The following is a 12,391-nucleotide window of genomic DNA, read 5'->3' as shown; positions in this document are numbered from 1 at the left end:
TTTGCGCACGTTAGCAACGGATCACTGTGCAGCAGGCTGTGGTTCTGCCACGTAGATCTCCACACGGCGGTTCTTGGCACGGTTGGCTGGCGTGTCGTTGGCGGCGACCGGTTCACGCGAACCACGGCCATCGATGCTGACGCGCGCGGTGGCGACGCCACGGCTACTCAGGTAGTCACGCACGCTGGCGGCGCGGTTCACGGACAGCGGGTTGTTGATGGCATCGTTGCCCGAGCTGTCGGTATGGCCGATGACGGTGACGGTGGCAGCCGGGTTGCTGTTCAGGCCGTTGGCGAAATTGTCCAGGATGGGACGGAAGTTGGATTTGATGTCAGCGCGACCGGAGTCGAACGAGATGTCGCTGGGGATATCCAGTTTGAGCTGGTTATCTGCCGTTTGCGACACTTGCACGCCGGTACCGGCGGTGGCTTCTTCCATCTGGCGCTTCTGCTCCTGCATGCGCTTGGACCAGATGTTGCCACCCACGCCACCCGCTACGCCACCGACGGCCGCGCCTATGGCGGCCCCTTTGGAACCGCCGGCAACTGCGCCGACCACCGCACCGGCGACAGCACCGATACCGGCACCCTTGGCGGTGCCCTTTTGTGTTTCAGTCATATTGGCACAACCGCTGATGGTGAAAGCAACAGCAGCGGCAATGACGGTAAGTTGAGTGCGCATCATGTAATTCTCCTTAAGTGTAACAACCCCGTTCGATTAAAGACTCCGCCTGTCGCCTGATCCTCGTGTTGCTTGTTATTTCCGGCGTACTGGACGCGGGAGGGGGCGATGGGCGTGAGCTGTTTCTGCACAGGCCGCGAGGCCCATGCTGTAAATCTTGCTAGCGTAAATCCAACTACTTGTCTGACGACTTCAGATCCCGTTCCCAGGCATTGCCATACACCTTGCCATTACGTGACAGGATGAACATCTGGTACATGCTGGTCACCCACATGAAGGTGGAGGCCACACTGTAGCCTACGCCGCCTATGATGGTCAGCCAGGCAAAGCCCGGATACAGCTTGGTCAGCCACCAGGACAGTACGTCCAGGATCAGGAACGCGAACGGCATGGCGATGGCCAGCGTCTTCAGCCACAGCGGCACATTGACAGCAAAGCTGAAAATGAACGCCATGAAGAAAAAGATGAAGGCGATGCCGAACAAATGGATATGCGACACACGGGTCAGGTTCTGCAAACTGGCGCCTTCGTTGATGGCCGCCACTTTTTTGACATCTTCATAGTTGTTGAAATTGGGGATGCCCGGGATGTTGCCATGGCACATCACACAGTGCTGCGCGAACACGCCCTTGAAGTGCGGTTCCCACTGGTCTTCCGGTGCGCCTTCACGTGCCCATTTGATGATCTCCAGCTTTACTTCCGCCGGTGCCTTGTCCTTCATCGAACCATTCAGCTTGCTCTCGATGGTGGTGTCATTGCGGTTGCCGTAATAGCTGTAGACGATGTCGTCCTTGGACAAGCCCAGTTTGCCATCGGCCATGCCGTGCGTGAGCATGATCTGCAGGCCGGCCATGCACAGGCCGACCCCGATCACCAGCAGATAGCCTGCGAACAGGGCTTTGAGCGGTGTGGGCAGGTTGGGCAGGTTCAGCCAGGTCATATTGGACGGGGTGATGTTCATGGGTTTTCTCGGTTCCTCAAACGTGATGGCAAGTGTCAGCGGCCTGCGATGGGCACGCAATCCACAGCGCGACTGACCAGGCGTGACACTCGATACCGCTATTTTAGTCCAGGATGCGAATAACAGGTGACAGCATCATGAATTCAGCGGTGCTGACGGTATGCCTAACGCTGCTAGCTGAGACCGGATTCCCCGGCGTTGGTGCCTGGGCAATTATCGGCTGGGCTCGTTTTGGCGGATATTGCTTTTGTTCATATTGCTGCTGTTGATATTGCCTGCGTTCACATCGTCAAACTCGGCAGGCGTGTTGGTGCGCGTCCATAGGCGTCGCTGTATGCCGGTCACGCGGCCTGCGTGCATGCGGTAAGTGCAATGTGCCCAGCGTACCCGGCGCACCTGCAGGCTCCCCAGGATGGCCAGCAGATGCAGGCTGTGCAGCAAGGGCAGTAACAGCGGCGCCAGCATGAACAGGGCGGCTGTCCGCGGCTTTTGTAAGGCATCTGCAATGCCCGCCTTGCGTGCCCAGCCTGTCCTGGCCTGGTTGACCAGCAGGCCCAGTAGCAGGAACAGCAGCAGCGCCAGCTGGCCCATGCCTGAGCGCGTGGCCAGCCAGAACAGGCACAGTGTCGTCAGCAGATTGAGGGCGGTGGTCAGCAGCGCGGCTAGCCAGAGTTGCGGTCTATATAGCCGTAGCATCTGGTATTGACGGCGCATGAAGCCCATCAGGCTGAAAACATCATGATGAAACGGGGTGTGCACCAGCACCGCGCTGCGGAACAACAGCCTGAGGCCATGCTCGCGTGCATAAGTGGCAATCGCCAGATCATCCGACAGTGCCTGACGCAGGCGGCCAGGCAAGTCCAGTTGCGCGATGAGCTCACGCCGCATGGCCAGCGAGCCGCCCCAGGCCAGCCAGTAACGCTTGAGTTTGGGCATGCTGGCGATGGCGCGGTCTATCCAGCTGCCAGCCAGGCTGGCCGGATGATGGTCAGTGGGTACCGGCCAGCGATAGCCGGTGACCAGGTCGGCAGCATCGTTCTGCAAAGGGCGCAGCAGATGCCCCAGCCAGTCGGGGCTGGGCAGGATGTCCGCATCGGCAAGCACCACATACGGCGTGTGGTCATGCTGCAGGCTTGCCAGCGCGACCGCCAGATTGTGTGATTTCTGGCTGCACCGTTCGGCTTCACCGGCAACCAGTAAGTGGATGGATAAGGGGCTGCGCTCAATAAGTGCTTGCAGGCGCGCATAGGCCGGGTCATGGACGGACTCCACCACGAACAGGATGCGTTGTGGGACGCAGCGCTGCGCCTGCAAGGCGGCATGCAGTGGCAACAGATTGGGCAGCGTGCCGCTAGCGGGGATGATGAGCAGTGCCGAGGCCTGGACGGGTTCGGACAAGGCCGGCGTGCGGCGACGCAAGATGCGCGCGCTCCACAGGCAGAACAGCTGGCTGGCGATGGCGATGCACGCGCCTGCCCAGGCCAGCTTGTCTGCTAGCAGCCAGTCAGGCAGGTTCATGGCGTGCCCTGCATCGTTTCCTGCGTTTTTTCCTGAAACCGTGCTTGCAGCGACAAGGGCCCGGCGATGATGGCAAAGAAGTCGTAGCGGCCGGGCTTGGGCGTGGCCAGCAGGTATTGGGTATGCAGACGTCCCAGATCCTGCTTCAACAAGGCGTAGTCGGCCTCGTCGAACAGGGTATGGAAGCGTGGTGAAGTGAGCACTGGTTTCACCGCTACGCCGGGTGGACGTTGCCGGCCACTGGCCAGCAGCGGATCCACCAGCGAGAAGCACACGCGGTCCAGCGGGGCACCCACATCCACCCAGTCGAGTTTGGGATGCAGGGCCAGATACTCGACTTCAGACTGGAACCAGCCACAGTTGGGTTCCACTGCCAGCAAGGGGGCCATGCTGCCCAGCGTGGCAAAACTCAGTTGCGGGAGATGCGCGAACGCCTGCGGCTGTTGCCTCAAGGCACGCGCCAGACTGGAGATGGCCACCGTGGTGCCTACGCTGTGGCCGATGATGAGCAGTTCGTCCTCATCGGTGTCTGCTGCAGCGGCGATGATGGATTCGGCCAGTTGATCGATGCGCTGTTCCAGCACATCGGCTTTGCCCAGAAACTGCTGCTGGTAGACAAAATTGAGCTGCCCGCGCCACAGCACGCTGCTGTATTTCTCCATCTGTTTGAGCGCGCTGGTCAGCCCCGCACAGCCCAAGGCGGCGCCTGCCCATAACCAGTGCCAGGAGGCATCTGTCCAGGCGATGACCATCGCGGCTAGCACCAGGCCAGCCAGCACCAGCCCGAACAACACAGACAGCATGGCCAGCATGGGTTGCAGCATGGTCAGCACATACCAGCGCCGCACTTCCGCCACACGCCGCAGATAGCCGGTAGCGGCGAACCACCACACCACCTTGATATTGAGCGCCAGACACGCCCAGCCTGCTTTGGGCCACAGTTGCCGTGCCACGTCGTCCCAACGCAGAAAATCAAAGCGGGTTTCGGTACGTATGGGTTCTGCGTGAGCTGCAGTTTCGCCGCTCACCGTCCAGGTTGATACCAGCGGAGAGTGGTTCCTGCGCGCACCGAACTGGTAGCGGCTGCCGGTGACGGCAGCCGCTTTGGCGGATTCCGATTGCAACAGGGCGTGGTAATGACGTGGTCCACGCGGGTCGAAGCCACTGATGAACAGCACGCGCCTGCGCCGGATGGGGGTCGCTGGCAATGGCGCGGTTGCTCGCAGATCCGTGGTTTCTTTTTTTGTCGCAGCGTCTGTAGTCACAGCAATTGTTTTCACAGCGTTTGTTGTCACAGCGTCCCGGCTTGCAAGTGTGGATGTTATGGCGGCAGCAGCACCAGGATCTCCCCGGTGCCCTGATTGGCGATGTCACCAGCGTAACGCCGCACCCGGTTCTGATCCAGCTGCGCATAGCGGCTGGGCAGGCCACGCAATGATTTGAACATCAGATTCAGGAAGGGCAGGGTGTGCGTGCCACAGTCTGCCAGGGTGGCATGCAGCAGCGGGGTCTGCGTCAGCAGCAGCGTGCCACGGCGCATGCCATAGCCGGTATAACGACCGACCTTGCCCAATACCCCCAGCGTGCCTGCCAGCATGCGCGACGCGCAGTAATCACCGGCATCGCCCTCGATGAGCATCAGGCCGCGCCGCATCTGGTCGCCAGCACGGTCGCCCACGTTGCCGGTGACCAGTACGGTGCCGCCGCGCATGCCCTTGCGTTCGCCGACCAGGCCTGCACCCAGATAGTCGCCGCTATTGCCGTGTATATGCAGCATACCGGCAGACATGGCACACGCTGCGAAATGACCGGCATTGCCATGCAGTTCCAGTGTGCCGCCGCGCAGTTCCAGCCCGAGATAGTCACCCGCGTCGCCATGCACCGTGATGCGGCCGCTGCGCATGCCCTGGCCGATACGGTCCAGATGCGCACTGCTGTTGAGGAACACGATATGGTCGTCATTGCTATCTTCGCTGTCATCGTCACCGCCATCGTCACCCATGCGGCTGATGTCGAACAGCTCGTCCACGCGCAACTGGCGCTTGCCACTCCACAAGGGCAGGGCAGCGATCTCGGCAGCGGTCTTGCCGTTTAGCTGCTCAGGGGTGAGCGGGCTGCAATCCACGCGCTGCACCGGACTGATCTTGAGCGTGAAGGTCAATGCGCTCATGCGGCACCTCCCGCGCTCATGATCTCGCGCAGCTTGAAATGATATGGCCCGAGTTTGCCGCCATAATTGCCAGCCGAGATGCCGTGTATGCCGGCAGCGCGGCCCAGCTCGCACACCGCCTGTATGCCCACGCGCATGGCACGGTTGATGTCCTCGGCCGTGAGCCCGTCGATGACGATCTCCATCACCGATTCGATCTCGGGCGACAGCTCGGTGCGGGTGATGCCTTTGAGCGTGGGGCAGAAGGCGTCATTGGTGGAGGCGATCATGCTCTTGTACTTGGCGCCGACCTTGGAGCCGGAGCGCACCACGCCACCCGGGAACGGCATGATCACGTTGGGCAGTTGTTTCATGGCGCTGATGGCAGCTTCGCAGGCGGCCAGCGCTTGCGGCTGCGATTCGGCCAGGATGAGGAAATTGCCGCCGCCCACGGCACGCACCATGCCGGTGGTCTCTTCGGTCATGAATTCGCCATCCATCACCGGCACGCGCCAGTAACGCTTGCCACCGAACTGTTTGGAGATCTGGAAGCCATCGCCGAAAAAGCGCAGGTTCTTGCCCAGATTGATGCGTGTGATCTCCGGGTAACCGCTGTCGATGCCGGAAAAAGCCGCCGTGGTCGGGCAAGTCAGCACACATTGCCCCATGCGCGTCTCCAGCTGTTTCATCAGCACGGCGCTGCCCATGGCGAACAGCAGCACGGCCACGCCGGGGCGGCCGTCCGGGGTTTCCTCAGGTGACAGCAGGCGTTCGATGCCGGCTTCCACGCCACAGGCGATCACCGAGGTGGCAAAGCCGGTCATGGCAGTGGCCGCGTGCATGGCCCAGGTGTGGTTCTGTGCAGTGATCAGCACACGCGTGGCGCGCATGCCGAAGGCTTCGGCGAAGGTGTCGTCTATGCTGACCCCGTTGATGATCATGTGCGAACCTCGACCGCGCGGCTGCGTGCGTGCTGTGCCAAACTCATCGTGTTTTCTCCCTGCGCCCCAGGCAGGGCTGTACCTGCACGCGCCCACGGCCACCTTCGGCGATCTCGTCGTCGCTGACTTTCACGTGGTCCAGTTTCATGGTGTGGTAACGGTCGAAATGCCCACGCAGATCCTGCTCCACGCTGCGGTCGAACTCCGGACGCACGGTGTGCGTGCTGCCCCAGGTGACCTGCACCACCTGGCCATTGCGCACCACCAGTGTGCCGTCCTTGAACACGTAATCGGGTTTGCTGAACATCTTTTCGCGGTCTGCGTCCTCGGTGTAGACGGTGATGTCCGCGGCAGCGCCCACGCCCAGGTGGCCACGGTCATGCAGGCCCACCAGTTTTGCCGCACCGGCGCGCGTCATGATGGCGATCTCGTACAGCGAATATTCGCGGTTGATACCGGCCAGCGTGCTCATGGCCTGTGCATCCAGATTGAGCTTGGTGAACATGTCGTTACGGAAGCTCTTGTCCATGAGCAGGCGGATCAGGTGCGGGTAACTGGTGAACGGGGCGCCATTCGGATGATCGGTGGTCAGGAAGATGCGCCAGGGGTCGTCCACCAGCAGGAAGATCTCCAGGCCTATGGCCCATTGCAGCGCGTTGACGAAGTTCTGGTCCCTGTATTTGAAAGGCACCACGCCACAACCGGCATCGCACTCGATGTCCATGATCACCGATTTGTTGGGGTTGGCCAGACCGGCATTGGCGTGCTGACGCATGCTGTCGCCGGAAGCGGTCACGGTTTGCCCGAACAGGATCTGGCCTACATCGGCGGAGATATGCTGGTGCTGGTTGATGGCTTCGGCGATGGCCGCCGCACCCGAGGAGAACTTGCGGTCGCCCTCGGTTCCATAGCTGTGGAACTGGATATGCGTGAGGTGCAGCGGGTAGCCTTCTGAAGCGCCCATGGTCTTCAGCGTGGTGTCCAGGTTGCCGGGCACACCCAGGTTGTTGGCGTGCACATGCAACGGGTGCGCGATGCCCAGCTCATGCACGGCGCGTGACAGCGATTTCAATACGTCACGCGGGCTCACCTGGTAATAGGCGTGCTGCGCGTCCAGATCCAGCGCGCGCTGGTTGAATTTGAACGCGCTGATGCCGCCCGGGTTGACCACCTTGATGCCGATGGCCTGGCTGGCATGCAGGGTCCAGGCCACATAATCGTTGATGGCGTTCTGGTCTTTTTTTGCGGTCAGCATGCGCAGGAAATAGTCATCACTGCCCAGCATGGCGTAGCCGCCCTTGTCGATGATGGGCGTATCGCCCATCTCCAGATGCGCCTGACGGGCATTGACGGGCAGGATGGCGGGCTCGAACCCGGCGGTATAGCCCATCTCGGCATAGCGGTAGCCGGTGGTCAGCGTGGAAGGGGCGACATGACCGCAACCGGCACGGCACAACTCGGAATGCGCGACCGGGTCGGCACGGTGATCTTCGGGCAGCATCATGCGCGCGATGTTGACCTTGCCGCCGCCGATGTGGGTGTGCATGTCGATGGCGCCTGCCATGACCACTTTGCCGCGCAAGTCGTATTCCTTGCTGATCTTTTCATCGTCACCTGGGCGTGCGATGAGGCGGCCATCGCGGATATAGAGGTCCATGACCTGCCCGTCGATGCCGTGCGCCGGGTCATACACACGGCCGCCAGTGAGCTTAGTCAGCATGGGCATCGCCTTTCTGAGAGGCGTGCAGTGCCGCTTCCATATCAAGGATCACGCTGCTCAAGCTGGGCAGCGGGCTGGGCCGCAATGGCTTGAGTGGCAAGGACACCACGCTGTCGCAGCGGAAGGCCGTGCCGCTATGGTCCACGCCTGGCGTACCGATGGGGATATACACAGCCGGTTCCTGTTCGAATTGCATGGCCGCGTGGCCCAGTACGATGGTCGGCGTATCGCTGGGTGGTGGCCGCCGCGACGGGTCCAGGCTGCTGATCCACAGCACGGCGTCAGCGTGAGCGGCTTGCTGCGCACTGCTGTGCTGCCAGGGGTCGTAGTCCGGGTGCTGGCGTGCATAGCTGTTGGGCAGCGGGTAGCCCGTGGTCCACACGCTGGTCTGGTTGACGCTGCTGTCGCCATTGCTGCCGCCCGCCGGCAGGCCGGCTGAGCGCGTGGTCTGGTTGAGCTGGCTGACGATGCCGGTGATGTTGGCGATGCTGAGCTCTGCGTGCGCATAATCCAGGCTGGCAGCCGACCAGGCTAATACGCTATAGCGTGCTTCGCGCAGGTGCTGTGCCAGCTGCTGCAGATCCTGCATGGCGATACCTGCGACCTGGTCTACGGGGAGTGACCTGCCAGTGACCAGAGCGCGCAAGGCGGCGACCAGTTCGGGGATCTGTTCCATATCGCAAGGCAGCACCTGGGCTGGTCGGCCGTCAGGCGAACTGGCAAAGCCGAGGTCATCGTGGCGTCCACCCAAAAATACGATGTCACGCTCGGCGGGGGCCTGGTCGAACAAGGTGGCCTCCACCCACACGCAACGCTCGAAGAAGCGCGGCAGTGCGCTGACGATGTCGGTGCCGATGGCGACGATGAGGTCGGCGCGGTTGCGCACTTCGGTCAGCGTGGTGACCTGCCAGCCTGACTGTTGCACCACCAGCGTGTTGCGCAACATGGCGGCGCTGTTCATATGGTCCAGCGTGGCGCCGATGTGGTCAGCCAGCCGCAGCACGGCACGCATACCTTGCACGTCGGTGCCCAGCCCGGCGATGAGCGGCTGTTTTGCCTGTTGCAACAAGGCGGTCGCGGCCTGGATGGCACTGGCATGATCGACCTCCTTGCCATGCACACGCGCTGATGGCTTGGCGGGCGGGTGCTGCAGCAGCGCTGCACTGCGACTGCAGCCATGCTCGACCACGCTCAGTGTGTTGCTGTTCAGGGCGCGTGCCACCACCAGGTCATCGCACAGCATGCCGCAAGCGGTGCAGGTCACGTCCTTGATGCGCACACTGTCCAGTAAGGAAGAACCCACGAAATTCACCATGCGCTGTTTACCGTGCCATTTGCCATGCTATTTGCCATGCAGTGATCACATCCCTGATCGATGTTGTCGTTCGTTTGAACTTGTTATTGGTTTGTGCCGGTCCTGCTTTGCTCCTGTCCTGCTTTTTCGGGGCATGCACTGAGGCTGTCTGCGGGCAGGTCCAGCCCGCGATTGAATCCGTCATTATTATAGACAATAACGGCAACACAGCACGTGTGCTGTAGCCGGGCGTGTGCTTGCGCCCTGAGCGATCGCCGACGGGCGATCACTGCCAGATCATCACTGCTTGCTGATCACATTGCCATCCACCCTGACGCGGTCGCCTTCGATCAGCCCCGGGTCGGCCTCCAGGGTGATCTTGCGTTGCGAGCCATCCTGCATCTGGATGTTGACCAGCCAGGCGGCCTGTTTGCGCAAGGCTTTCTCACCGTAGTGACCGCCGACACCACCGGCCACGGCACCTGCCACGGTGGCGATCTTCTTGCCGCTGCCACCGCCGATCTGGTTACCCAGCAAGCCGCCAGCGACTGCGCCCAACACGGCGCCCAGACCGGAAGCCTTGCCGTCTTCGCTCATCATGATGGATTGCACCATGCCGCAATTGCTGCAGGATACCTGCAGGCATTCATCCGGGATCCAGCCGCCGCCGGTGTTGGTGGCCGGCGGGCAGCTGTAGGCGGCCTGGCTGACCGGGGTCACGGACATGAGCAGCAGGGCGAGCAGGCGTTGCATGGGTTTCATGGCGGTCTCCTTGAGTTGGCTTTATGTATGAGCATGCGCTACAAAATAAGGGGGCAAAAGTAATCGACGCTGTATCAAACCATCTTGATCAAATCACCTTGCGCCGTGACGGTTCGTCTTGACGGTGCAGGCTGCACAAGGGCGTGCGCATGACGTGTTCGAAACATATGCCGTCATGCAGCAGACTACGCTGCTGCATGCGCAGAGTAAAGCCGGACAGGGGTGGGGGCGGGCTGGCGCTACGCGTAGGAAAAGGCCATGGTCTCGGCTACAATGTTTGCAATGTCACCTCATGCATAAGCTGTGGCCGGAAGCCGTGTTGAAGCTGCGCTTTTCTGGCTAGCCTTGTTTCTGGCGGGCCGTGTTGTCCGGCGCATGGGCTGGCAGCCGAACGGACTTAAACCATATCGACGCAAATCACAAGAGTGCCATCACCCGCATGTCCGGCCTAGATCTTCCTCCCACCGCCCAGCCGCACGCCATACAGGTGACCACCACCGGGCGCCTGCATCTGGGCTTCTTCGACCTCAATGGCGGGCTGGGCCGACGTTTCGGCAGCATAGGCTTGTCGCTGGATCAGCCCCTGACGGCGTTCACGCTGCGCCATGCGGACGCATTCTCTGCCAGCGGCCCAGGCAGCGCGCGTGCGCTCAAGCTGGTGCAGCAACTTGCCCTTGCCTGGCAGTTGCCGGGTGGTGCGGCTGTGCACATGCAGCACTGCCTGCCTGAACATAGCGGTCTGGGTTCAGGCACGCAGCTGGCACTGGCGCTGGGCAGCGCACTGGGGCAGTTGCATGGCCGTGTCATCACGCCGCTGGCGATCGCCGAAGCCAGTGGCCGTGGGCGTCGCTCCGGCATCGGCATCGGCACCTTTGTGCAAGGTGGCGTGATCGTGGATGGTGGCCGTAACGAACACACCCGGGTGCCGCCTGTCATTGCGCGCATGGCGTTTCCGGATGACTGGCGTGTGCTGCTGATCCTCGATCAGACGGCTTCCGGCATCCATGGCAGCGCTGAGCTGGAGGCCTTCCGTCGGTTGCCCGAGTTCCCGGCTGCGCTGGCGGCCGAGTTGTGCCGTTATGTATTGATGCAGGCCCTGCCTGCGCTGGCAGAACATGATCTGGCCGGCTTTGGCAGCGCCATCCAGGCCCTGCAGCAGCACACGGGCGATCATTTTGCCGCTGCACAGGGCGGCCGTTATGCCAGTGCGCGTGTCGCTGCCGTGCTAGACCAACTGCAGCAGCAAGGCGTGCACTGCTTCGGACAAAGCTCCTGGGGACCGACCGGTTTCGCCATCTTTGCCAGTCAGGCAGAGGCCGAAGCCGCGCGTTTGCAGCTCGGTCAGTCTGCAGTCGATCTGGCCGGGCTGGAGTTCCTTGTTTGCCGTGGACGTAATCAGGGCGCAGAGCTGCGTGCCTTGTATACGGCTTGAAACCCTACAGTATCGAAAGCCATATCATGCAAAAAACCGCCATCCTGCATCTGATCACCGCGGCCAGGAATGCCAGCCCCTTCGACGTCAACATGGCCTTCGATGCGGGCTTTGACAACATCATGCCGTATACACAAGTGGCGCTCAGTGACGTGGCTGCACTGACCCAGGACGCGATATTCTCGCGCAGCCCCAGCGGGCTTAAACGCGAGGGCATCTTCATCGGTGGTCGTGATATCGACCTTGCCATGGACATGCTGAATGCGGCAGCCAAGGCGATGTTCCCGCCGTTCCAGATCTCGCTGTTCGCCGACCCGTCCGGCGCCTTCACCACGGCAGCTGCCATGGTAGCCAAAGTGGAGCAGCATCTGCGCAAACAGCATGGCGCGGGTCTGGCCGGGTGCAGAGTCAGTGTGCTGGGCGCGACCGGCCCGGTGGGCGGCTGTGCAGCCATCATCGCGGCACATGCGGGTGCCGAGGTGTCGCTGGTGGCGCATGCGGCGCTGGCCGATGTGCAAAACAAGGCCGCTGCCTACCAGCAGCGCTATGCGGTGAACCTGCACTGTGTGGACGGCAGTAGCGATGCGGCCAAGACGGCCATGCTGCAACACAGCGACGTGCTGCTGTGCTGTGCCGCGGCTGGCATACAGGTGGTGTCCGTCGCGCAGATGGCGGCGTCAGCCGGTCTGAAACTGGTGGCTGACGTGAATGCCGTGCCACCTACCGGTGCGGAAGGCGTGGACGTGATGGCGGACGGTGTGCCGGTGGCCGGTACCCAGGTGCTGGGCATAGGAGCGCTGGCCATAGGCAATCTCAAATACGCCACCCAGCATCAGTTGCTGAAGCAGATGCTGAGTGCGGAAACGCCGCAGCGTCTGGATTTCCTGTCTGCGTTCGAGACAGCACGCGCCATTCTGGCGGACTAAGCCCCAA

General features: G+C 61.9%; 11 protein-coding genes. 2 read left to right on the top strand and 9 right to left on the bottom strand.

Annotated features, from left to right (window positions below; genetic code table 11):
- Positions 1-21 precede the first annotated feature (21 nt).
- The 9 genes from ED236_RS10970 to ED236_RS12755 form a co-directional block, all read right to left on the bottom strand.
- Positions 22-681: a YiaD family glycine zipper/OmpA-like lipoprotein gene (locus tag ED236_RS10970; RefSeq protein ID WP_123238042.1), complete on the bottom strand. Its 660-nt coding sequence runs from the start codon at positions 679-681 to the stop codon at positions 22-24.
- Positions 682-856: 175 nt separating this feature from the next.
- Positions 857-1,621: an elongation factor-1 alpha gene (locus tag ED236_RS10965; protein WP_123238041.1), complete on the bottom strand. Its 765-nt coding sequence runs from the start codon at positions 1,619-1,621 to the stop codon at positions 857-859.
- A gap of 234 nt (positions 1,622-1,855) precedes the next feature.
- The gene (locus ED236_RS10960) at positions 1,856-3,160 is read right to left on the bottom strand and encodes a glycosyltransferase family 2 protein (protein ID WP_123238014.1); all 1,305 of its coding nucleotides are present in this window, start codon (positions 3,158-3,160) and stop codon (positions 1,856-1,858) included.
- Positions 3,157-4,368 (bottom strand): hypothetical protein, encoded by a 1,212-nt coding sequence (locus ED236_RS10955; protein ID WP_148042293.1) that lies wholly within the window; start codon positions 4,366-4,368, stop codon positions 3,157-3,159. The genes ED236_RS10960 and ED236_RS10955 overlap by 4 nt, the downstream gene beginning before the upstream one ends.
- Before the next feature lie 113 nt (positions 4,369-4,481).
- Complete coding sequence (locus ED236_RS10950; RefSeq protein WP_123238012.1) at positions 4,482-5,330, bottom strand: formylmethanofuran dehydrogenase subunit C; 849 nt, start codon at positions 5,328-5,330, stop codon at positions 4,482-4,484.
- Positions 5,327-6,250, bottom strand: coding sequence for a formylmethanofuran--tetrahydromethanopterin N-formyltransferase (fhcD, locus tag ED236_RS10945; protein ID WP_123238011.1), 924 nt, complete (start codon positions 6,248-6,250; stop codon positions 5,327-5,329). The genes ED236_RS10950 and fhcD overlap by 4 nt, the downstream gene beginning before the upstream one ends.
- A gap of 43 nt (positions 6,251-6,293) precedes the next feature.
- Positions 6,294-7,970, bottom strand: a complete 1,677-nt coding sequence (locus ED236_RS10940) for a formylmethanofuran dehydrogenase subunit A (RefSeq protein ID WP_123238040.1) — start codon at positions 7,968-7,970, stop codon at positions 6,294-6,296.
- Positions 7,960-9,285: a formylmethanofuran dehydrogenase subunit B gene (locus ED236_RS10935; RefSeq protein ID WP_123238010.1), complete on the bottom strand. Its 1,326-nt coding sequence runs from the start codon at positions 9,283-9,285 to the stop codon at positions 7,960-7,962. The genes ED236_RS10940 and ED236_RS10935 overlap by 11 nt, the downstream gene beginning before the upstream one ends.
- A gap of 279 nt (positions 9,286-9,564) precedes the next feature.
- Positions 9,565-10,026, bottom strand: coding sequence for an outer membrane lipoprotein (locus ED236_RS12755; RefSeq protein ID WP_275669257.1), 462 nt, complete (start codon positions 10,024-10,026; stop codon positions 9,565-9,567).
- A 439-nt stretch (positions 10,027-10,465) separates the two neighbouring features.
- Here ED236_RS12755 and ED236_RS10925 point away from each other — a divergent pair, with 439 nt between their 5' ends.
- Positions 10,466-11,458 carry a beta-ribofuranosylaminobenzene 5'-phosphate synthase family protein gene (locus ED236_RS10925; RefSeq protein ID WP_123238009.1) on the top strand — a complete coding sequence of 331 codons (993 nt, stop codon included), beginning with the start codon at positions 10,466-10,468 and terminating at the stop codon, positions 11,456-11,458.
- A gap of 26 nt (positions 11,459-11,484) precedes the next feature.
- Positions 11,485-12,384: an NAD(P)-dependent methylenetetrahydromethanopterin dehydrogenase gene (locus ED236_RS10920; protein WP_123238038.1), complete on the top strand. Its 900-nt coding sequence runs from the start codon at positions 11,485-11,487 to the stop codon at positions 12,382-12,384.
- The last annotated feature ends 7 nt before the right edge of the window (positions 12,385-12,391 follow it).

Origin of the sequence: Pseudomethylobacillus aquaticus, assembly GCF_003730115.1 — a bacterium.
Classification (GTDB): Bacteria; Pseudomonadota; Gammaproteobacteria; order Burkholderiales; family Methylophilaceae; genus Pseudomethylobacillus; species Pseudomethylobacillus aquaticus.
This window is presented reverse-complemented; position numbering and strand designations above follow the sequence as displayed.